This is a genomic window from Telluria sp. Soil_C_11 (assembly GCF_057657395.1).
Map to the genome: position 1 here is coordinate 165,312 of NZ_JBDGIN010000006.1, position 22,020 is coordinate 187,331.

Sequence of the window (22,020 nt, forward strand, 5' to 3'; positions counted from 1 at the left end):
CTCAGCGCCGGGCTTGAGGCGGATGCTGGGGGGATGCGGCCAGGTGCTCGACCAGCATGCGCGCGTGGCGCGGCAGGGCTTCCAGGTCGCGCACGCCGATCAGGAGCTGGCGGCGCGCCCATGCGTCCTGCAGCGGGATCTGGCGCAGGTTCAGCGAACGCACCAGCGCCCGCACGGCATCGGCCGGCAGCACCGCCACGCCCAGCCCGGCCGCCACCATCTGGCACATCGCGTCGAAGCTGCGCACCTGGATCCGCAGCTTGAGGCGCTGGCCCATGGCCTCGGTCTCGATCTGCAGCCGCTGCGCCAGCGAGGTGCCGTGCGACAGGCTGACGAAGTCGAACTCGACGGCCTCCTCGAAGCGCAGGCTACGGCGCCGCGCCAGCATGTGACCCGCCGGCACCACCAGCACCAGCCGGTCTTCGCGGTAGGGCATCAGCTGCAGCCCCAGCGCCGGGGTACGGTCCGCGAAGATGCCGATATCCGCCCTGCCCTCCAGCACGCCCATCACGATCTCGCCGCTGTTCAGCTCCGCCAGCTCGATGCGGATCGCCGGCGTGGCGCGCGAAAAGGCGGCGATGTCGCCGGGAAGGAACTGGGTGATGGCCGAGGTGTTCGCCCACAGCCGCGCCACGCCGACGATGCCCTTCGCATGGTCGCGCAGCTCGGCCGCCAGCAGGTTGACGTCGCCGAGGATGCGCTGGGCATGGCGCGCCAGCGCATCGCCGGCGGCGGTGGGCGTGATGCCGCGCGAATGCCGCTCCAGCAGCTCGGCGCCGACCGCCGCCTCGAGGTCGGAAATGCGCTTGCTGGCCGCCCCGACCGCCAGGTTGAGCGCCAGCGCGCCCTTGCTGATGCTGCCGGAGCGCACGACGTGCATGAACAGGGAAAGGGAGACGAGGTCGAGGCGGTGCAGGTTCATGGCCCCATTGTGCAGCCGGATGAGGGAAGCTGGCAATTGCCGGCTTCTTGCTGCCCGGCTCGGCTTACCGATTGATACGTCTCTTACAGTCCGGCCGACAGCTTTTGCCGGTCCCAGGTGAAATACTGTATGTACGAATGCGCACGGAGCCGGCCTGGGCAACGCGCTAGCATTTGTTGTCGACTGAATCGGGAGGAAAAAATGAAGATCGCACACCGGACCATCATCCGTATCGCCGCCGTACTGGCCCTGGGCGCCGCATCCACTTCGGTATTTGCCCAGAGCGCCGAGTATCGCCGTGGTTACGAAGCGGGTTACGAAGCGGGCCAGCGCGCCGCCGGCGACGGCGGCCAGTCACGCTGGGGCCGCCTGCACATCGAGGAAGCCGAGTATGGCGTGCGCGGGTCGGTGTGCAATGCACGCCGGGGCGTGCGCGACGAAATCGAGCGCACCGGCGTCGTTGTCGCCCACAACGAACTGTGCGGCGATCCGGCGCCCGGCGAACAGAAGCGCCTGCGCATCGTCTACCGTTGCGGCGACAGTGAACCGGTGCGGGCGTTCGCGCGCGAAGGCGAAACGCTGCGCCTGCGCTGCCGCCGCTGAGATGAAGGCGCCGGCCGGCATATTGTATGTACGAATGCGCACAGAACTGTCCAGCTCGGCGCGCTAGCATTCGTCATCGATAGAACGGAGGAAAATATGAACATCGCACACCGACACATCATCCGCATTGCCGCCGTGCTGGCCTTGACCGCCGCGTCCACCGGCGCATTCGCCCAGAGCGCCGAGTACCGCCGCGGCTACGACGAGGGTTACGCAGCAGGCCAGCGCGACGCCCGCAACGGTCCGGACGTCGCGGACGGTTCGATGTCCTGGGGCCGCCTGCACATCGAGGAAGCCGAGTATGGCGTGCGCGATGCAAGCTGCAACGCGCGCCGCAGCGTGCGCGACCAGCTCGAGCGCAACCGCGGCTTCGTCACCGCCAACGACCAGTTGTGCGGTGATCCGGCGCCGAACCAGAAGAAGCGCCTGCGCGTGGTCTACCGTTGCGGCGACAGCGAACCGGCACGCGCCTTCGCACGCCAGGGCGAAAGGCTGCGCCTGAGCTGCCGCCGCTGAAGCTGTCAGTCGAACTTGCTGAAGTCCGGCTTGCGCTTCTCGAAGAAGGCGGTAAAGGCCTCCTTGGCTTCGGCGCCGACCAGCATCGCGCTGAAGCGCTCGTTCTCGGCCGCGATGGTGTCCTTCACCAGCGCCGCGCGCGAACGCTTCATCAGCATCTTGGTGGTGCGGATCGAGGCGGCCGGCAGCTTCACCAGCTTGGCGGCCTGGCCCTGGGCGAAGGCCAGCAGTTCGGCGGCCGGCAGCACTTTCGCGACGATGCCCATCTCGAAGGCTTCCTGGGCCGGGAAGGCTTCGCCCAGCATCAGCTTCTCGGCCGCGCGGGTGTAGCCGGCGGCCTGCGCGACCAGCAGCGACGAGGCGAATTCCGGGCACAGGCCCAGCTGGCTGAAGGGCATCGAGAATTTCGCGGTGTCGGCCGCGTAGACCAGGTCGCAGTGCATCAGCATCGTGGTGCCGATGCCGACCGCCGCGCCGGCGACGGCGGCGATCACGGGCTTGGTGCAGCCTTCCAACGCCTGCATGAACTGGAACACCGGGCGGGTTTCCGTCATCGCGCCTTCGCCGACGTTGTTGAGGAAGTCGTCGAGGTCGTTACCGGCGGTGAAGATCTCCGGCTTGCCGGTGATGAGGATGGCGCGCACCTGCGGGTCGGCGTCGGCCTTGCGCAAGGCCTCGGCCATGGTGGTGTACATGGCGCCGGTGATGGCGTTCTTGCGCTCGGGGCGGTTGAATTCGATGGTCAGTACGCCGTTGGCGGTGGTGGTCTGGATGTCCATTCGGGGGTCTCCTTTGTTGTTCCCTAGCGTTTGCAATAAAAAGGGCGCTGGGGTGTTGCCCGCAGCGCCCTTCTGTCAGCGTGCTACCTGAAAATTAAACGCGCTCGATGATACCCGCGGCGCCCATGCCGGCGCCGACGCACATGGTCACCATGCCGTACTTCAGGTTGTTGCGGCGCAGGGCGTGCACCACGGTGGCGGCGCGGATCGCGCCGGTTGCGCCCAGCGGGTGGCCGAGGGCGATCGCGCCGCCCATCGGGTTGACCTTCGACGTATCCAGGCCGAGGTCGCGGATCACGGCCAGCGCCTGGGCGGCGAAGGCTTCGTTCAGCTCAATCCAGTCCAGCTGGTCCTGGGTGATGCCGGCGGCGGCCAGGGCGGCGGGAATCGCGACCTTCGGGCCGATGCCCATGATTTCCGGCGGCACGCCGCGCACGGCGAACGAGGAGAACTTGGCCAGCGGGGTCAGGTTGTGCTCCTTCAGGATCTTCTCGCTGACGACGATCAGCGCGCCGGCGCCGTCCGACATCTGCGACGAGGTCGCGGCGGTCACGCTGCCCTTGGCGGCGAACACCGGCTTCAGCTTGGCCATCGATTCCATGCTGGCGTCGGCGCGCGGGCCTTCGTCCAGGTCGACGGTGCGGCGCTTGACGTCGATCTCGCCGGTCGCCAGGTTCGGCGTGCGGGTCACGATCTCGACCGGGGTGATCTCGTCCTTGAAGAAGCCGGCCTGCTGGGCGGCGATGGCGCGGCGGTGCGATTCCAGGCCGAAGGCGTCCTGGTCTTCGCGGCTCACCTTCCACTGCGCGGCGACCTTCTCGGCGGTCAGGCCCATGCCGTAGGCCAGGCCGACGTTCTCGTCGTCGAACACGCGCATGTTGATCGACGGGTGGTGGCCCATCATCGGCACCATCGACATCGACTCGACGCCGCCGGCGATCATGACGTCGGCCTCGCCGACGCGGATGCGGTCGGCGGCCATCGCCAGGGCGGTGATGCCCGACGCGCAGTAGCGGTTGACGGTCACGCCGCCGACGGTCTTCGGCAGGCCGGCCATGACCACGGCCTGGCGCGCCACGTTGAAGCCCTGCTCGGCTTCCGGGAACGAGCAGCCGACGATGGCGTCGACGATCAGGTTCGGGTCCAGGTTCGGCACCTGGCCCATCGCGCCCTGGATCGCGGCGATCAGCAGGTCGTCCGGACGGGTCTTGTTGAAGAAGCCGCGCGGCGCCTTGCCGATCGGGGTGCGGGTCGCTGCGACGATGTATGCGTCTTGAAGTTGTTTGCTCATGTCAGTAGTCCTTGTTGTCCGCGACGGCTTAGTTGCGCACCGGCTTACCGGTCTGCATCATGCCCATGATCCGCTCTTGCGTCTTCGGGTTGTTCAGCAGCGAGATGAAGGCCTTGCGCTCCATGTCCAGCAGCCACTGCTCGGAGACGACGCTGCCCTGGTCGATGTCGCCGCCGGTGACGATTTCGGCGATGGTGTCGCCCAGGTGGTAGTCATAGGCCGAGATGAAGCCGCCGTCGCGCATGTTGACCAGCTGGCCGCGGATGGTCGCCCAGCCGTAGCGGCCGGTGACCGGGACCGGGCGGCGCGCCGGCGCGCGGTAGCCGGCGTCGAACATGGCGCGCGCGGTGACCTTCGCCACGTGCAGCAGCTCGTACGGGTTGAAGACGATGACGTCGTCTTCCTTCAGGTAGCCCATCGCCTTCGCTTCGAGCGCCGATTTGGACACCTGCGCGGTGGCGGCGTTGGTGAAGCCGGTCTTCAGGAACTGCAGGATGTCGTTGCCCTTGGCTTCGTTGGCGGCGCGCAGCGCGGCTTCCTTCAGGCCGCCGCCGGCCGGCACCAGGCCGACGCCCACTTCCACCAGGCCGATGTAGGACTCGATCGAGGCCACGCGCTTCGAGGCGTGCAGCGCCATCTCGCAGCCGCCGCCCAGGGCCAGGCCGGCCACGGCGGCCACCACCGGGATGTTCGAATACTTCATGGCCATGAAGGTGTCCTGCAGCTCGCGCACGATCGGCTCCATCGCCTTCGCGCCGCCGGTCATGAAGGCCGGCAGGGCCGATTGCAGGTCGGCGCCGGCCGAGAAGGCGCCGCCTTCGGCTGCGTCGGTATTCCAGATCACCAGGCCCTTGTAGCCCTTTTCCGCTTCTTCCAGGCCGCGCTTGATGCCCTTGATGACGCCGTCGCCGATCACGTGCATCTTGGTCTTCAGCGAGATGACCAGCACTTCGTCGTCCGAGTGCCACAGGCGCACCGAGTCGTCCTCGAACACGGTGGTGCCGGCGGTCTTCGCATCGACCGTGGTGCTGCCGACGACCGGCGCGCGGAACTGCTGGCGCTTGTACACCGGCAGGTCGGACAGCGGCACGTAGGCGTTCTTCGTCACCGAGTACGAACCCTCGGCAGTGTGCACGCCCTTCTCCGCGACCGGTGCGCTGAACACCCAGCTTGGGAGCGGTGCGGTCGACAGCGCCTTGCCGGCGTCGATGTCTTCCTTCACCCACTGGGCGATCTGGGTCCAGCCGGCGGCCTGCCAGGTCTCGAACGGGCCGACGCTCCAGCCGAAGCCCCAGCGCATCGCGAAGTCGATGTCGCGCGCGTTGTCGGCGATGGTGTCGAGGTGGACGGCGATGTAGTGGAAGGCGTCGCGGTAGATCGCCCACAGGAACTGCGCCTGCGGGTTCGACGATTCACGCATGGCCTTGAACTTCTTGACCGGGTCCTTTTCCTTCAGGATGCGGCCGACGATGTCGGCGGCCTTCGCGCCGCTCGGCACGTATTCGCCGGTGGCGAAGTCCAGGCGCTGGATCTCCTTGCCGACCTTCTTGTAGAAGCCGGCGCCGGTCTTCTGGCCCAGCGCGCCCTTCTCGATCAGCTTCGACAGCACCTCGGGGGTCTTGTAGACACTGAAGAAGGGGTCGTCCTGCAGGGTGTCCTGCATGGTCTTGATCACGTGGCCCATGGTGTCCAGGCCGACCACGTCCGCGGTGCGGAAGGTGCCCGACTTGGCGCGGCCCAGCTTGGCGCCGGTCAGGTCGTCGACCACGTCCACCGACAGGCCGTACTTCCCGGCTTCGACGATGGTGGCCAGCATGCCGAAGATGCCGACGCGGTTGGCGATGAAGTTCGGGGTGTCTTTCGCGCGCACCACGCCCTTGCCCAGGGTCGAGGTCAGGAAGGTCTCGAGCTGGTCCAGGATTTCCGGACGGGTCGACGCGGTCGGGATCAGCTCGACCAGGTGCATGTAGCGCGGCGGGTTGAAGAAGTGCACGCCGCAGAAGCGCGCCTTCAGTTCGCTGTCGAAGCCTTCGGCCAGCTTTTCGATCGACAGGCCCGAGGTGTTCGAGGCGAAGATCGCGTTGGGGCCGATGTGCGGCGCGACCTTTTTATACAGGTCGTGCTTCCAGTCCATGCGCTCGGCGATGGCTTCGATGATCAGGTCGCAGCCGGCCAGCAGGTCGAGGTTGTCCTCGTAGTTGGCGACTTCGATCAGGGCGGCGTCGTCCTTGTTGCCCAGCGGGGCCGGCGACAGCTTTTTCAGGTTCTCGATGGCCTTCAGGACGATGGTATTTTTGTTTGCGTTACCGCCGGAGCCTTGCTCCGGCTTGGCAGGCAGGTCGAACAGCACGACCGGGACCTTGGCGTTGACGCAGTGCGCGGCGATCTGCGCGCCCATCACGCCGGCGCCCAGCACGGCGACTTTCTTGACGATGAAGTTGGACATGTAATGTATTCCTTGTTTGATCGTCGTTCCCGCGCAGGCGGGAACCCAAGTTCGTCGATCTGCCGAAAACTTGGGTCCCCGCCTTCGCGGGGACGACGGTTAGTCAACGTGATGGTGCTTGCTTAGAACAGATCTGCATCCAGCGCCAGCAGGTTCGACGCTCCCGAACGCGCCTGGCGGATCAGCATTGCGGTTTCCGGATACAGGCGCGCGAAGTAGAAGCGCGCGGTGGCCAGCTTGGCTTCGTAGAACTTGTCGCCCGAATCCTTCTTCGCCAGCGCGATCTTCGCCATCTGCGCGAAGAAGTAGCTGAACACCAGGTGGCCGGCGACGCGCAAATAAGGCACGGCGGCGGCGCCGACTTCGTCCTGGTTCTGGAAGGCCTTCATGCCGATTTCCATGGTCAGCTTGGTGACCTTCTCGCCCAGTTCGCCCAGCGGGGTCACGAATTCCGACAGTTGCTCGTCCAGGCCGTTCTCTTCGACGAAGGCCTTGATCTTCTCGCCGAAGGCGCGCAGCTTGGCGCCGTTGTCCATCAGGATCTTACGGCCCAGCAGGTCCAGCGACTGCACGGTGTTGGTGCCTTCGTAGATCATGTTGATGCGGGCGTCGCGCACGTACTGCTCCATGCCCCACTCGCTGATGTAGCCGTGGCCGCCGTACACCTGCATCGCTTCCGAAGTGGCGATCCAGCCGTTGTCGGTGATGAAGGCCTTGACGATCGGGGTCAGCAGCGCCACTTCGCCGGCCGCTTCCTTGCGCACTTCCTCGTCCGGGTGATTCAGTTCGCGGTCGATCTGCAGCGCCACGTACGAGGTCAGGGCGCGCGCGCCTTCTGCGTAGGCTTTCGCGGTCAGCAGCATGCGCCGCACGTCCGGGTGCACGATGATCGGGTCGGCCGGCTTGTCCGGCGCCTTCGGGCCCGACAGGCTACGCATCTGGATGCGGTCCTTCGCATACACCAGCGCGTTCTGGTAGGCGACTTCGGTCAGGCCCAGCGACTGCATGCCCACGCCCAGGCGGGCAGCGTTCATGAACACGAACATCGCCTGCAGGCCCTTGTGCGGCTGGCCGATCAGGGTGCCGACCGCGCCGTCCAGGTTCATCTGGCAGGTGGCGTTGCCGTGGATGCCCATCTTCTCTTCGATCGCGCCGCAGAAGATCGGGTTGCGCTCACCGACGGAACCGTCGGCGTTCGGCAGGAACTTCGGCACCAGGAACAGCGAGATGCCCTTCGAGCCTTCCGGCGCGTCCGGCAGGCGCGCCAGCACCAGGTGGACGATGTTTTCCGACATGTCGTGCTCGCCGGCCGAGATGAAGATCTTCGAGCCGGTGATCTTGTAGGTGCCGTCGGCTTGCGGCTCGGCCTTCGAGCGCAGCAGGCCCAGGTCGGTGCCGCAGTGGGCTTCGGTCAGGCACATGGTACCGGTCCATTCGCCCGACGCCAGCTTCGGCAGGTAGAACTTCTTCTGGTCGTCGGTGCCGTGCTCCTTCAGGCACTCGTAGGCGCCGTGCGACAGGCCCGGGTACATCGACCAGGCCTGGTTCGACGAGTTCAGCATCTCGTAGAAGGAGTTGTTCAGCACCACCGGCAGGCCCTGGCCGCCGTATTCCGGATCGCAGGCCAGCGCGGCCCAGCCGCCTTCCACGTACTGCTTGTAGGCTTCCTTGAAGCCCTTCGGCGTGGTGACGGCCTTGGTCGCGGCATCGTAGTGGCAGCCTTCGCGGTCGCCGGAGTGGTTCAGCGGGAACAGCACTTCCTGCGTGAATTTCGCGCCTTCCTCGAGCACCTGGTTGATGATGTCGGCGTCGATTTCCTGGTACGCCGGCAGGCCCTTGAACTCCTCGGTGACGTTCAGGAACTCGTGCAGAACGAACTGCATATCCCGGATTGGCGCGACGTACTGACCCATGTTGTTCTCCTACGAAGGTGGATGTGTGTGATTATTTAGCGGGATTACGGTAGTTCTCGACCAGGCGTGCGAAGCCGCGGTGCGCGCGGTCGACGGCGCCGGGAATGCGCAGGAAGCGCGCATCGTGGTGCACTGCCAGCACCAGGCCGTACATCTCGTACACCAGCTGCTCGGCATCGGTATCCGGCTTGAGGTCGCCGCAGTCGATGGCCTGCTGGGCGCAGCGCACCAGGGCGCCTTGCCAGATCCGCACCATGCCGACCAGCTCCTCGCGGATCGGGCCCGGCCGGTCGTCGTATTCGACGGCGCCGCTGATGTAGATGCAGCCCGACGCGATCTCGACCGAGACGCGCTTGAGCCAGCGGTTGAACATCGCTTCCAGGCGCGGCAGGCCGCGCGGCTCCTTGACGCTGGGGACGAAGACTTCCTGCTCGAAGCGGCGGTGGTAGAGCTTCAGCACTTCGATCTGCAAATCTTCGCGCGAACCGAAGTGGGCGAACACGCCCGATTTGCTCATGCTCATGCGGTCGGCCAGCAGGCCGATCGTGAGCCCCTCGAGGCCGTCGCGACTGGCGAGTTCGAGCGCAACGTCGAGAATCGCTGCGCGCGTCATCTCGCCCTTGCGCATGACCATGGATTTGGCTGAAGTGTTGATACGATGCTCCCAATGGATCGAGAAAAAAATCCGAACGCTCGTACTATTATCTACCAGCCTTGAAATGTCAAACGGGAAGTTTAGAGTTGCGATTCTAGTAGGGTGGGCACCACGGTGCCCACGCGTGACGCATGCAAGCAGCTGGCTGTGCGAGCGTTACGCGTGGGCACATGGTGCCCACCCTACTCGCCCGCCCGGGTGATCGCCCGGCGGTCACGCTTGGTCGGGCGGCCCTTGATCGTGCTGCTGGGCTCGGGGAACAGGCGGCGCGCTTCCTGGTCGTTGGCGCGTTTCTGGATGCTCACCTCGGTCTCGCGGTAGAGCGCCTGCGCCACCGGGGCCGGGCCGCGCGTGCCGGACAGGCCCTGCACGACGACTTCCCAGCGGGTCGAGCCGTTATCGATGAGGATCTTGTCGCCCACCTTTACCGAACGGGCCGGCTTGACGTTCTCGGCATTGATTTTGATCCGGCCGCGATCGACCGCCTCGGCCGCCAGCGAGCGCGTCTTGAAGAAGCGCGCCGCCCACAGCCATTTGTCGATCCGTACGTTATCGTTTTCCATCATATGTACTCTTTGCCGCTCATGCATAGCCGATCGTAAAGATCCGCATCGTCAGTTTATACAAAAGATAGGCCATTTCGTGGCCGGTGCGGCGCACCCAACCGAGTTGTTTCAAATCGTCGAGCCCGACCGGCACGCCATCGGCGATGCCGCGCTCGATCTGTTTCGCCATGCTGGAGGCGAAGGCGCCGTCGCGCACCACCACGTTGGCTTCCTGGTTCACGAACAGCGACAGGCCGTCGCAATTGCTGGAGCCGACCGTGGCCCAGTCGTGGTCGACCACCGCCACCTTGGCATGCAGCTGGGTCTTGCGGTACTCGACGATACGCACGCCGGCCGCCAGCAGCTGCGGATAGAAGGAATTGGCGACCGCGTCCTGCATGCGGAACTCGCCCACGCCGATCAGCAGGCAGACGTCGACGCCGCGCCGCGCCGCCTGCGCCAGCGCCTGGCGGAACTTGCGCCCCGGCGCGAAGTACGGCGTGGCCATCAGCACGCGCTTGCGGGCCCGGCCGATCGCCTGCAGGTAGGCGCGCTGGATGGTGCGGCGGTTGCGCAGGTTGTCGCGCACCACGAAGCCGGCGCGCATCGGATGCTCGCCCAGGGCGGCGGGCTGCCTGCGCGATTCGCGGAACAGGTGCATGCGGTGGGCCAGGTTGAGGTGGCCGGCGCGGGTCCATTGGGCCTGGGATTCGCGGTGGATCGCTTCCACCAGCGGGCCGCGCACGCGCACCGCGAAATCCCAGCGCGGCGCCGGCAGCGGTTTGTACGGCGCGTAATCGCACAGCGAATCGTCGTTGGTATTGATGCCGCCGACGAACGCCGTCTCGCCGTCGATCACGGCGATCTTGCGGTGGCTGCGCGCCGCGCCGCGCTTGAACCAGGGATTGAACATGCGGTAGTGCACGCAGGCCTCGGCGAATTCCTCGCCCAGCTGGCAGCAGGAACGGCGGCCGGTGCCGAACCAGTCGACCAGCACGCGTACCTTGACGTCGCGCCGGGCGGCGCGTTTCAGGGCCTCGGTGACGGCGCGCGCCGTCTCGTCCTCGGCGTAGATATAAGTCTCGTAGAGGATCTCGTGCTGCGCCGAATCGATCGCGGCCAGCAGTTCCTTGAAATAACTGCCGCCACTCTCCAGTAGCTGGACGTCGTTGCCGGCGACGTAGGATACCGAACGCATGGGCCTGGTCAGGTCAATTGAAGGTTGGCGACGATGGGAGCGTGGTCCGACAGGCGCGCCCATTGCGGCCCGTGCAGGACTTCCGCCTGTTCGACCTTGAACCCGCGCACATAGATCCGGTCGAGACGGAACCAGGGCAAGGCCGCCGGGAAGGTCCGCGCCGGCACCAGGCGCCGCTCGCGTCCGGCCACGTTGCGCACCAGCTCGCCGATCCGCGATCCCTTCTCCAGCTCGTCGAACACTTCGACCACGCCGAGTTTCATGCGCAGGCAATCGCTCAGGGTATTGCGCCAGTCGTTGAAGTCGCCGGCGATGATGACCGGCCTGCCGTCCGACGACTCGTTCACCGCGCTGATCAGGGCCTCGGTCTGGCGCCGGCGGCTGACTTCGAACAGGCCGAGGTGGACCACGTAGCAGTGCACCTGGCCGACCGGGGTCTCCAGCACGCAGTGCAGGATGCCGCGCTGCTCGTAGGCATGGTCGGACACGTCATGGTTGTGCTGGTTCGCGATCGGGTAGCAGGACAGCAGCGCATTGCCGTGGTGGCCATGGTCATAGACCGCGTTCATGCCATAGGCGGCATGCAGGGATTCGCCGGCAAAGAACTCGTGCTGGGCCTTCTCGGGCCAGTGATGGTGGGGGCTGCGCACTTTTTCGCCGTAGCGCGCCTGGTAGCGGTCGTGCCGGCCCTGCACTTCCTGCAGGAACACGACGTCCGCATCGAACATGCCGATGGCTTTTTTCAGCGCCACCACGCGTGGTGTGCTGCGGAAGGACGAAACGCCTTTGTGGATGTTGTAGGTCGCAACACGAATTTTCATGGGAACATTTTAACCCCATCATTCCGTGTTCTTCCGTTAACCGCGCCAATCGTGCGGCGCATCAGGAAGGGAGGCGGATGCCTTGGCGGCGCGCCATCCCGGTCTCTCCCGGGACTGGCGCAAGGTGGGTTAAATGCTCATGGCCGGCAGGAAGGGATGTGCCGGGGCGTGGGATTCCGGCTCGCCGGATTCACGGTGGATCGGGTTGGTGCGCAGCGGACCGGTCAGGAGCAGGCCGTTTAGCAATTCAATGCAAAGATAGTCATCGTCGACGCTGACCTCTTTTACTTTCTGCTCGTGCTTGCGTTCGCTCATAATTCCTCCAGTACCTAGTTTGGATGTTGCAAAACGAAAACTCGCCAATGGCGACTTATTGACCTTAATAAAATCGTTTCTGCCTGTCAAACAAACTAATCTATTGTGTTACCTCATCTGTTCCGAATTTAATTCTGTGTTACCACCGAAACTGTAGGCGTGCGCTGACAGATCTGTCAGAGTCAACCTCATCAATTTTTTTATATATGTATGTACTTGTGACCGACATCCAACACGCTGTCGAGCACTTATTTCTCAAGGGAATCGCCAGCAACGTTCCTGTGCGCAAGCTTTAGAACGCCGCATTTGCCTCGGCGGTATCGGACGCCGGCCGGAAACGCGGCAGCACGACGCGGAACAGCGTGCCCTTGCCCACTTCGCTGTGCACTTCGATGCGGCCGCCATGCTTCTGCACGATGCCATACGACAGCGACAGGCCCAGGCCGGTGCCCTTGCCCACCGGCTTGGTCGTGAAGAAGGGTTCGAAGATCCGTCCCAGCTTGTCCTTCGGGATGCCGGTGCCGGTGTCCTCGACCTCGATCCATACCTGCTGCGCGTCGTGGCCCGTGCGCAGGGTGATGCGGCCGCGCTCCTCGATCGCATGCGCGGCGTTCACCAGCAGGTTCATGAAGACCTGGTTGAGCTGCGACGGGTAGCACTCGATCTGCGGGATGTTTGCGTACTCCTTGCTCACCTCGGCCTTGTACTTGATCTCGTTCCAGACCACGTTCATGGTGCTGTTCAGGCCAGCCTCGAGGTCGGCGTACTGCAGGTCGCCGCCGTCGACGTGCGAGAAATCCTTCATGTCCTGCACGATGCGGCGCACGCGGTCGATGCCGTCGAGGGATTCGCGCAGCAGCGGTTCCAGGTCTTCGCGCAGGTAATCGGCGTCGACCTCCTTCTTCACCTGCGCGATCGCGGCGCGGTCGGCCGGGCTGAAGGATTCCTCCAGCGCTTCGTAGCTGTCGAGCAGCTTGAGCAGCGCCTGCGCATAGCGCTGCAGGCTGCCCAGGTTCGAATTGACGAAGCCGATCGGGTTGTTGATCTCGTGGGCGACGCCGGCCGCCAGCACGCCGATCGAAGCCATCTTCTCGGACTGCAGCAGCTGGCTCTGGGCCACGCCCAGCTTCTTGATCAGCTCCGCCTGGCGCGCCTGCTCCTGTTCCAGGGTCGCATTCGCTTCGCGCAGGTCGCGGGTCCGTTCGCGCACTTTCGATTCGAGCTGGTCGCGCGACTCGCGCAGCGCTTCCTCGGCCCGGTGGCGCTCGGTAACGTCGGTGTAGCCGAACACGCGCCCGACCACCCGTTCGCCGAGGAACTGGGGACGCGAGCGGCACTCGAAGTAGCGGCCGTTCGTGAGGCGGAACAGGTCCTGCGTCTCGGCCGTGTCGGCCACCTGGCGCAAGCGGCTGCGAATCAGCTCGCCCTCTTCGACCTGGCCGGCAATGTATTCGATGATGCCGTCGTCGTCGCCGGCCTTCAGCAAGTCGTCCGGGATCTCCCACATCGCCGAAAACAGGCGGTTCATGCTGGTGATCTTGCCATGCCAGTCGATCACGAGGATGCCGTCGGCGGTCGACTCGAGCGTCGTGCGCAGCTGGGCCAGGGTCTGCTCGAGCAAGTCCTCGACCTGGCGCTCGTGGCGGCGGTCGCGCGCCCGTACCAGCAGCAGCGGACGCTCGCCGTCGTGGATCAGGTGCACCGACTTCATCACCGTCAGCATCGCGCCATCGGCGCACAGGTACTCGCCCTCCTGCGCCGCGACGTCGAGGTACTGGCCGTTGAGCACCTCCTCCCAATAAAAGACGTCCTGCAGCGAACTTTCGATATCGGTGATCAGCATCCCGCGCAACTGCGCGCCCGAATAACCGAGCACCTGTTCGACCGTGCGGTTGGCGACCAGGATGCGCAGGTCGGCCGGATCGACCAGCACCATCAGGTAGGGACTATGGTCGAGCATCAGCTGGTGCAGGCTCATGAGTGGCTCCTGCGCCCCTGCTCGCTGGCGTCGAAGTAGTAGCTGACCCGCTTGCGCGGGCTGAGGTAGTTGTAGATGTCCTTCGGCACCTGGGACGGACGGATCGACTTGACGATGTTCAGGTCCGGCTGTTCCTCGAGGTTGACCATGCCCGCCTCTTCGCGCGGCACGCCGGCTTCGTAGATCATGATCTGCGGCCTGGTCGGCTTGGTGGTGTTGACGGTGACCACCATGCCGACGACGCCATTGGGCAGCTGGACGATCGTGCCGGGCGGGTACACGCCGAGGCAGCGGATGAACACCTGCAGCAGCTTGGGATCGAAGCGGCTGCGCATCTTGGCGAACATCAGCGACAGCGCCTCGTGCGGCGTGAGCGCGTCGGCCGGATTGCGGGGGTTGCACAATTCGTCGTAATAGTTGGCGATCGAGACGATCCGGCTCAGGACGTTGATTGCCTCCCCCTGCAGGCGGCGCGGATAACCGCTGCCGTCGAACAGCTCATGGTGGTCGCGGATGATCGCCAGGGCCGGCGCCGCCAGGCCCAGTTTCTGGCCGATCTCGAAACCGCCGTGCGAATGGGTCTCGACCAGCGCCTGCTCGGCGTGGTTGTAGGGATCGAGCTTGTTCAGCACCCGGTCCGGGATGTTCTTGGTGCCGATGTCGTGCAGCAGCGCGCCCATGCCGAGCATGCTGGCCACTTCGTGCGGCAGCTTGATGTCGCGGGCGATCATCATCGACAGCATCGTGACGTTGAGGGAATGCACGTAGATTTCCTCGCCGCCGAGTTTATCGCCCATCAGGTTGATCGCGAGTTCGGGCGCGGCCAGGATCGAATCGGTGATCTGGCCGATCAACTTGCCGGCCACGCGCATCGTCTCGGCCGGCTGGGAGAACAGGTTGCGGTCGATGTCGCGGATCGCGCGCGCGGTATCGACGAAGGCCTGCTCGACGCGCGCCGCATTCGCGCGCTGCTCGCGCAGGCGCTCCATCATCGCCCGCTTGGCCGCCAGCATCGGCGACTCGCTCCTGTCCAGCGCGGGCGCCCCCTGGGCAGGCTCCGCCACGGCCGGCTGGGCCGGCGCCGGCACCGGGATGTCGCTGAGCGCGGGGTCGACGCGCACCTTGTCGATGCCCAGGCCGCGCAGGGTGCGGAGCTGGTCTTCGGTCTTGACCTTGAAATGGCTGAACGCGAAGGGATGCTGGAACCACTTCAGGTCAAGGTAGATGTACAGGCCGATCTGGACCTGGTCGATGGGGATGACGAGCGTGTCGGCCATGAATGCGCCTCGGGATCAAAGAAACCAAATGGAGAAAACCTTCAAGACCAAAAGTATCAATCGGAAGTGTGTCGGTCAAGAAACATTCGTTTCCCTGCGAAAATAACGACACGATTGACCGGGAAGGCTCGTCTCCACGGTTGGGTCTTTGCAACAACCGCCTCCGCGGCAGCCGCTCAGTCCAGGTGACGCGGCAATTGCAGGATGGCTTCGGCGTTCGAGCTGGAAAAACAGCGGTCGGCCGCTTCCAGCAGCGGCAGCCAGGCGTATTGCAGGTGTTCGCGCGGCGCCAGCACGACCGGGATGTCGCGCGGCACGCAGACGGAAAACACGTGTTCGGTGTTGTGGGTGACGCCGGGCGCATAGCGGTGGCGCCAGGTCTGGTAGATCTCGTAGATGTTCGACAAGTGCCAGTCGCGCAGGACGATGCGTTCGCCGTCGGCGACGATGCCGGTTTCCTCGAACAGCTCGCGGGCGGCGGTTTCCAGCAGCGGTTCGTCGATCCGGTCGAGCGAGCCGGTGACGGATTGCCAGAAGCCGGGACGGTCGGCGCGCTCGATCAGCAGCACTTCCAGGTCGGCGGTGTGGATGACGACGAGGACGGATTCGGGGATTTTGTGGGCCATGGCACTATTGTAGCGTCAGCCCAAGACGTCGGCCCGCGCCCCAAAAACGTCGTCCCCGCGCAGGCGGGGACGACGGAGAGGCCGCGGGGACGAGGTATGACTTAAGCGACCTTCGGCTGCTCGTTACGCAGACGGATGTGCAGCTCTTTCAGCTGCTTCTCGTCGACTTCCGACGGCGCGTTGGTCAGCAGGTCCTGTGCGCGCTGGGTCTTCGGGAAGGCGATCACGTCGCGGATCGACTCGGAGCCGGTCATCAGCGTGATCAGGCGGTCCAGGCCGAAGGCCAGGCCGCCGTGCGGCGGCGCGCCGTACTGCAGGGCGTCCAGCAGGAAGCCGAACTTGAGCTGGGCTTCCTCGGCGTCGATCTTCAGCGCGCGGAACACCTTGCTCTGCACTTCTTCGCGGTGGATACGGATCGAACCGCCGCCCAGTTCCCAGCCGTTCAGGACCATGTCGTAGGCCTTGGCGACGCAGGCGCCCGGGTTGGTCTCGAGCATGTCTTCGTGGCCGTCCTTCGGCGCGGTGAACGGGTGGTGGGTCGCGTTCCAGCGGTCGCCTTCCTCGTCGTACTCGAACATCGGGAAGTCGATCACCCACAGCGGCGCCCAGCGGTCGTCGAACAGGCCAGCCTTCTTGCCGAATTCCGAGTGGCCGATCTTCACGCGCAGCGCGCCGATGGCGTCGTTGACGACCTTGGCTTTATCCGCACCGAAGAAGATCAGGTCGCCGTCTTCGGCGCCGGTCAGTTCCAGCACCTTGGCCAGCACCTCGTCGGAGATGTTCTTCACGATCGGCGACTGCAGGCCGTCACGGCCCTTGGCCTTCTCGTTGACCTTGATGTAGGCCAGGCCCTTGGCACCGTAGATGGCGACGAACTGGGTGTACGCGTCGATTTCCGAACGCGGCATCGAACCGCCCTGCGGCACGCGCAGGCCGACCACGCGGCCGTTCGGCATGTTGGCGGCGCTGTTGAACACCTTGAACTCGACCGACTTCATCAGCTCGGTCAGTTCGGTGAACTGCAGCTTGACGCGCATGTCCGGCTTGTCCGAACCGTACATGCCCATCGCGGTGGCGAAGTCCATCACCGGGAACGGGTTCGGCAGGTCGATGCCGGCGGCGTTCTTGAAGACGACGCGCATCATGTCTTCGAACAGGTCACGGATTTCCTGCTCGGTCAGGAACGAGGTCTCGCAGTCGATCTGGGTGAATTCCGGCTGGCGGTCGGCGCGCAGGTCTTCGTCGCGGAAGCACTTGGTGATCTGGTAGTAGCGGTCGAAGTTGGCGACCATCAGCAGCTGCTTGAACAGCTGCGGCGACTGCGGCAGCGCGAAGAAATTGCCCGGGTTGACGCGCGACGGCACCAGGTAGTCGCGCGCGCCTTCCGGGGTCGACTTGGTCAGCATCGGGGTCTCGATGTCGATGAAGCCCAGGTTGTCCAGGTACTTGCGCACTTCCATCGACACTTTATAACGCAGGCGCAGGTTGTGCTGCATCTGCTGGCGGCGCAGGTCGAGCACGCGGTGCGTCAGGCGGGTGGTTTCCGACAGGTTGTCGTCGTCCAGCTGGAACGGCACCGGGACCGAGGCGTTCAGCACTTCCAGGCCGGTGGTGTTGATCTCGATCTTGCCCGACTTCAGGTTGGCGTTGGCCGTACCTTCCAGGCGGTTCACGACGGTGCCGGTGATGCGCAGGCAGTACTCGTTGCGCACGTGCTCGGCGGCCTTGAAGACTTCCGCATTGTCGGGGTGGCAGACGACCTGCACCAGGCCTTCACGGTCGCGCAGGTCGATGAAGATCACCCCGCCGTGGTCGCGGCGGCGGTGCACCCAGCCGCACAGGCTGACGGTTTGGCCCAGCAGCTCTTCGGTCACGAGGCCGCAATAGTGAGTACGCATGGAGGACATAGTTTTTCGATCCAGGTTGGTTATTCGGTGCCTGCTTGCAGGCGTTCGATTCTTGCTATCTTCTTTTATTCTGCGGCGACGGCGTCCTTGGCGGCGACCTCGGCCGTTTGGGCCTCTTCCGCGGCGGCCGGGGCCACGACGCCCATCGACACGATGTACTTCAGGGCCGCATCGACCGTCATGTCCAGTTCGACCACCCGGCTGCGCTCCATCATCAGGAAGAAGCCGGACGTCGGGTTGGGAGTGGTCGGCACGTAGACGCTCACGTAGTCCCCCACCAGGTGGTTCTTCACGTCGCCGCCGGGCACGCCGGTCAGGAAGGCGATCGTGTACGAATTCTCGTGCGGGTACGGGATCAGCACGGCCTTGCGGAACGCGTTGCCCGAGGACGAGAACAGGGTGTCGGACACCTGCTTGACGCTGCCGTAGATCGAGTTGACGACCGGGATCCGGTTCAGCACGCGCTCCCACATGCGCACGAACCACTTGCCGACCAGGTTATTGGTCAGCACGCCGGTCAGGAACACGATCGCCAGCGTGATGATCGCACCCAGGCCGGGGATGTAGGTGCGCGGCTGCCACTCGCTGGGCACCAGCACCAGCGACTGGTCCAGCGTGCCGATCACGAAGTTGAGCACCCAGGCGGTAATCGCCAGGGGAACCAGGACCAGCGCGCCGGTGATGAAATATTTACGCATCGGTGTCCAAAAGGGTCAGGTACTGCTGCCGCCCGGCGTCGCCGCCGGCGCTGGCGTGGGCGCCGTACTGGCGCTACTATCGCTGCTCGTGCCGCCGCCGCTGTCGGTCGTCGCCGGCGCCGGCGCCGTGCCGGTCGCCGGGGCGCTGCCACCGCGGAAGTCGGTCACATACCAGCCGGTACCCTTGAGCTGGAAACCGGCGGCGGTAACTTGCTTCTTGAACGATGACTTGCCGCACGACGGGCAGACGGTCAGCACCGGATCCGAAATCTTTTGCAGGACATCTTTGGCAAAACCGCATTCATCGCAGCGGTAGGCGTAAATCGGCATCTGAATACTCCGCAAAAATCATCAAAACCCTGAATTATAAAGCTTTTGCGGACGGAGTTGCCCCTTGAAGCGGTCGGAAGGCAGGATGAACAGCCATGCAACTTGCTGCTATTCGGCAACAGTGTTGTTTTTATTCCGCATACCCGATGGGTAACGTTTGCCGAACATCAACATACCTGTTTAAATAGCACTCCTTAGTTGCTAAGAAACAGAAGTTTGCGCGACTGGCCCAGCCGTCGCCGCCAAGCCATACAAGAACGACTTCAAATCGGGGCCCCTTGCGGGCCCTTTTCTTTTGGCGCGCCGATTATTTGCGCCGCCACACCATCCAGCGCTCCCTGCCGGCGAACACCGGCACCGACTCCCTCACCGCCTGGTCCGCGATGCAGTCGAAGCCGGGCGCCAGCAGCTCGTCCAGCCGCGCGCGCGTGATGCCGAACGGCGGCCCCTTCGGCGCTTCGTCGAAGAAGAAATAACCCGCCAGCAGCCCGCCGCTGGGCAGCAGCTGTTCCCAGCGCCGCGCCACGTCAGGCCAGCGCTTGCGCGGCAGCGCGCACAGGAAGGCCTGTTCGTAGATGAGGTCCAGCGGACGCGGCGGCGCGTAGTCGAAAAAGTCGGCCTGCACGATGCGCTCGGCCCACGGCCCGGCCAGTGCCTTCGCGCGCGCGACGGCGGCCGCCGAAAAATCGATCGCCGTGGCGTCCCAGCCGGCTTCCAGCATCAGCGCCAGTTCGTGGGCCGCGCCGCAGCCGGGTAGCAGGACAGCTGGGGGCTGTCCTGCGACGACCGATAAGGGTTTAACCTCCCCCTCCACGAAATCGCGCAGCTCGGCCGGCGCGCCGCCCCGGTCCCAGGGCGTGAACTGCCTGTCGAAGCGCTCGTCCCAGAACGCGGGCGTGAGCGGGTCGCGGCTGGAGAACTCCGGCATGGCCTCAGAACCCGACGAAATGCATGGCGGCCAGGCCGATGACCGCGATGCCCGTGACCCCGGCAAGCACGGCCAGCAGGCGGTTGGTACGGCGCTGGTTTTCCACCAGCTTGGCCATCAGGTCGCCCATGTCGAGGTCGCTGTGCGCGTGCTTGTGCAGCACCTGGTGCACCAGGCGCGGAATCTGCGGGAAGATCTGGCCGAACCGCGGCGCTTCGTCGCGCAGGCGCTCGACCATGCCGCGCCAGCCGACCTGCTCCGCCATCCAGCGTTCCAGATAGGGTTTCGCCGTCTTCCACAGGTCGAGGTCCGGGTCGAGCTGGCGTCCCAGGCCCTCGATGTTGAGCATGGTCTTCTGCAGCAGCACCAGCTGCGGCTGGACCTCGACGTTGAAGCGGCGCGAGGTCTGGAACAGGCGCAGCAGCACCTGGCCGAAGGAAATGTCCTTCAGCGGACGGTCGAAGATCGGTTCGCAGGTGGCGCGCACGGCGGCTTCCAGCTCGTCGACGCGGGTATTGCGCGGCGCCCAGCCGGATTCGATGTGGGCCTCGGCCACGCGCTTGTAGTCGCGGCGGAAGAAGGCCAGGAAGTTCTGCGACAGGTAATCCTTGTCGAAGTCGTTCAGGGTGCCCACGATGCCGAAGTCGAGCGCGATGTAGCGGCCGAAGGTCGCCTCTTCCACCGACACCAGGATGTTGCCGGGGTGCATATCCGCATGGAAGAAGCCGTCGCGGAACACCTGGGTAAAGAAAATCTCGACCCCATCGCGCGACAATTTCTTCAGATCGACGCCGGCGGCGACCAGGCGGTCGGTCTGCGAGATCGGGATGCCGTTCATGCGCTCCATCACGATCACGCTGCTGGAGCAGTAATCCCAGTACATTTCCGGGACCATCAGCAGGGTCGAGTTGGCGAAGTTGCGGCGCAGCTGGCTGGCCTGGGCGGCTTCGCGCATCAGGTCGAGCTCGTCGTGCAGGTATTTGTCGAACTCGGCGACCACTTCGCGCGGCTTCAGGCGGCGGCTGTCCGGCCACACCTTCTCGATCAGGCCGGCCGCCATCTGCATCAGCGCCAGGTCTTCGTCGATGGTGGTCTTCATGCCGGGGCGCAGCACCTTGACCGCGACTTCCTTGCCGTTCTTCAGGGTGGCGAAGTGGACCTGGGCGATCGAGGCCGAGGCCACCGGGGTGCGCTCGAAGGTGGCGAACAGCTCGCTGGGAGGGGCGCCAAGGGAAGTCGTGATCTGGGCGATGGCCAGGTCGGAATCGAAGGGCGGCACGCGGTCCTGCAGCAGCGACAGCTCGGCCACGATGTCCGGCGGCATCAGGTCGGGCCGGGTCGACAGCACCTGGCCGAACTTCACGAAGATCGGGCCCAGCTCTTCCAGCGCCAGGCGCAGGCGGATCGCGCGCGGCGAGGTGATGCGGCGCCAGAAGAACATCGTGTTGATGAAGCGGGCCGTGCGCGGCACGTCGAACCCGGACATGGCGATTTCGTCGAGGCCGTAACGCGTGGCAACCGTGAAGATTTTCAGCAGGCGCAGGAGTTTCAGAATCATCAGCTATCCGTGGTTGGGCGCTGGGCGCGCTGTTCCAGTTTTTGTTCGAGCCTGGCGATGCGCTTGGCGGTACGCTCGACGTCGTCGCGCAGGCGGTTCACCTCGTCCGCGAAGGCATCGACGGTGCTCGGGCGGATCAGTACCCGGCGCTCTTCCAGCAGGAATTCGGCGACGTTCTCGGCCAGGCGGCGTCCGCTTGATGCGGCATGCGAGACGGCCGCGCGCGCGCCGCCCGCCAGGCGGTTGGCGGCGATCGGCCCGAACAGGCGTTCGAGGTCGTGCTCGGCATCCCAGCGCAGCCCTTTGGAGAGCTGGGAAATCGTGTTGGCGAACTCGGCATCACCGTCGATGCGCACATAGGAAAAGGCGCGGTCGCGGTTCTGCAGGATCAGCGGCAGGTCGCCGGCTTTCACGTGGATGGTCACGTCCGGCAGGTCTTCATCGCCGGCCACCTCGAGCATGCCGTCGCGGGCCACGCGCATGCACAGGCGCACGTGGCCGATGTCGATGCAGGCCATCTTGCCGGCACGGCGCATCAAGGTATCGCGCGCCCAGGCTTCCTGGGCCAGCAGGTGATTGATGGTCGCCACGGCCGAGGCCGTTATACCGCGCTGCGGCGACAGGAAAGAAGAAGTCGGTGACATTGAGGCTTGCGTTCAAAAAAAAACCGCCCTGCTTGGGCGGCTTCGATCTTACCAGTTCGCCGGGGTACAA

The 22,020-nt window shown here is 65.0% G+C and carries 21 protein-coding genes; 2 read left to right on the plus strand and 19 right to left on the minus strand.

The window, feature by feature from the left end:
• Position 1: 1 nt before the first annotated feature.
• Positions 2–922: a LysR family transcriptional regulator gene (locus AC3A6M_RS12465; RefSeq protein ID WP_487853047.1), complete on the minus strand. Its 921-nt coding sequence runs from the start codon at positions 920–922 to the stop codon at positions 2–4.
• Between the two features lie 201 nt (positions 923–1,123).
• Between AC3A6M_RS12465 and AC3A6M_RS12470 the strand changes: the two genes are divergently transcribed.
• A complete protein-coding gene (locus AC3A6M_RS12470) occupies positions 1,124–1,525 on the plus strand; it encodes a DnaJ-like protein C-terminal domain-containing protein (protein ID WP_487853048.1) in 402 nt (133 codons plus the stop codon).
• A gap of 96 nt (positions 1,526–1,621) precedes the next feature.
• Complete coding sequence (locus AC3A6M_RS12475) at positions 1,622–2,041, plus strand: DnaJ-like protein C-terminal domain-containing protein (RefSeq protein WP_487853049.1); 420 nt, start codon at positions 1,622–1,624, stop codon at positions 2,039–2,041.
• 5 nt (positions 2,042–2,046) lie between these two features.
• On the opposite strand, the gene AC3A6M_RS12480 is transcribed toward AC3A6M_RS12475, so the two are convergent.
• The 18 genes from AC3A6M_RS12480 to AC3A6M_RS12565 all read right to left on the minus strand — a co-directional run bounded on the left by AC3A6M_RS12480 (position 2,047) and on the right by AC3A6M_RS12565 (position 21,950).
• Entirely contained in the window at positions 2,047–2,820 is a 774-nt protein-coding gene (locus tag AC3A6M_RS12480; RefSeq protein WP_487853050.1) for an enoyl-CoA hydratase, read from the minus strand.
• Between the two features lie 94 nt (positions 2,821–2,914).
• A complete protein-coding gene (locus tag AC3A6M_RS12485; RefSeq protein WP_487853051.1) occupies positions 2,915–4,111 on the minus strand; it encodes an acetyl-CoA C-acyltransferase in 1,197 nt (398 codons plus the stop codon).
• Positions 4,112–4,139: 28 nt separating this feature from the next.
• Positions 4,140–6,557, minus strand: coding sequence for a 3-hydroxyacyl-CoA dehydrogenase/enoyl-CoA hydratase family protein (locus tag AC3A6M_RS12490; RefSeq protein WP_487853052.1), 2,418 nt, complete (start codon positions 6,555–6,557; stop codon positions 4,140–4,142).
• Positions 6,558–6,679: 122 nt separating this feature from the next.
• Positions 6,680–8,470: an acyl-CoA dehydrogenase C-terminal domain-containing protein gene (locus AC3A6M_RS12495; RefSeq protein WP_487853053.1), complete on the minus strand. Its 1,791-nt coding sequence runs from the start codon at positions 8,468–8,470 to the stop codon at positions 6,680–6,682.
• Between the two features lie 31 nt (positions 8,471–8,501).
• On the minus strand, positions 8,502–9,098 hold the full coding sequence (locus AC3A6M_RS12500; RefSeq protein ID WP_487853170.1) for a TetR/AcrR family transcriptional regulator: 597 nt from the start codon (positions 9,096–9,098) through the stop codon (positions 8,502–8,504).
• A 209-nt stretch (positions 9,099–9,307) separates the two neighbouring features.
• On the minus strand, positions 9,308–9,688 hold the full coding sequence (locus tag AC3A6M_RS12505) for an RNA-binding S4 domain-containing protein (protein WP_487853171.1): 381 nt from the start codon (positions 9,686–9,688) through the stop codon (positions 9,308–9,310).
• Between the two features lie 19 nt (positions 9,689–9,707).
• Positions 9,708–10,868 carry a cardiolipin synthase ClsB gene (gene clsB, locus AC3A6M_RS12510; RefSeq protein ID WP_487853054.1) on the minus strand — a complete coding sequence of 387 codons (1,161 nt, stop codon included), beginning with the start codon at positions 10,866–10,868 and terminating at the stop codon, positions 9,708–9,710.
• Positions 10,869–10,876: 8 nt separating this feature from the next.
• Positions 10,877–11,689: an endonuclease/exonuclease/phosphatase family protein gene (locus AC3A6M_RS12515; RefSeq protein ID WP_487853055.1), complete on the minus strand. Its 813-nt coding sequence runs from the start codon at positions 11,687–11,689 to the stop codon at positions 10,877–10,879.
• 129 nt (positions 11,690–11,818) lie between these two features.
• A complete protein-coding gene (locus AC3A6M_RS12520) occupies positions 11,819–12,004 on the minus strand; it encodes a hypothetical protein (protein ID WP_487853056.1) in 186 nt (61 codons plus the stop codon).
• A 292-nt stretch (positions 12,005–12,296) separates the two neighbouring features.
• Positions 12,297–13,982, minus strand: a complete 1,686-nt coding sequence (locus tag AC3A6M_RS12525; RefSeq protein ID WP_487853057.1) for an ATP-binding protein — start codon at positions 13,980–13,982, stop codon at positions 12,297–12,299.
• The gene (locus AC3A6M_RS12530; protein ID WP_487853058.1) at positions 13,979–15,259 is read right to left on the minus strand and encodes an HD-GYP domain-containing protein; all 1,281 of its coding nucleotides are present in this window, start codon (positions 15,257–15,259) and stop codon (positions 13,979–13,981) included. Before AC3A6M_RS12530 ends, AC3A6M_RS12525 begins: the two co-directional genes overlap by 4 nt.
• A 176-nt stretch (positions 15,260–15,435) precedes the next feature.
• Positions 15,436–15,885 (minus strand): dihydroneopterin triphosphate diphosphatase, encoded by a 450-nt coding sequence (gene nudB, locus AC3A6M_RS12535; protein ID WP_487853059.1) that lies wholly within the window; start codon positions 15,883–15,885, stop codon positions 15,436–15,438.
• 101 nt (positions 15,886–15,986) lie between these two features.
• The gene (gene aspS, locus AC3A6M_RS12540; RefSeq protein WP_487853060.1) at positions 15,987–17,783 is read right to left on the minus strand and encodes an aspartate--tRNA ligase; all 1,797 of its coding nucleotides are present in this window, start codon (positions 17,781–17,783) and stop codon (positions 15,987–15,989) included.
• Between the two features lie 74 nt (positions 17,784–17,857).
• Positions 17,858–18,490, minus strand: a complete 633-nt coding sequence (locus AC3A6M_RS12545; protein WP_487853061.1) for a DUF502 domain-containing protein — start codon at positions 18,488–18,490, stop codon at positions 17,858–17,860.
• Between the two features lie 15 nt (positions 18,491–18,505).
• Positions 18,506–18,820, minus strand: coding sequence for an FmdB family zinc ribbon protein (locus AC3A6M_RS12550; protein WP_487853062.1), 315 nt, complete (start codon positions 18,818–18,820; stop codon positions 18,506–18,508).
• A gap of 307 nt (positions 18,821–19,127) precedes the next feature.
• A complete protein-coding gene (locus tag AC3A6M_RS12555; protein ID WP_487853063.1) occupies positions 19,128–19,748 on the minus strand; it encodes a methyltransferase domain-containing protein in 621 nt (206 codons plus the stop codon).
• A 4-nt stretch (positions 19,749–19,752) separates the two neighbouring features.
• Positions 19,753–21,306 carry a ubiquinone biosynthesis regulatory protein kinase UbiB gene (ubiB, locus tag AC3A6M_RS12560; protein WP_487853064.1) on the minus strand — a complete coding sequence of 518 codons (1,554 nt, stop codon included), beginning with the start codon at positions 21,304–21,306 and terminating at the stop codon, positions 19,753–19,755.
• Complete coding sequence (locus AC3A6M_RS12565) at positions 21,306–21,950, minus strand: ubiquinone biosynthesis accessory factor UbiJ (RefSeq protein WP_487853065.1); 645 nt, start codon at positions 21,948–21,950, stop codon at positions 21,306–21,308. The genes ubiB and AC3A6M_RS12565 overlap by 1 nt, the downstream gene beginning before the upstream one ends.
• Between the last annotated feature and the right edge of the window lie 70 nt (positions 21,951–22,020).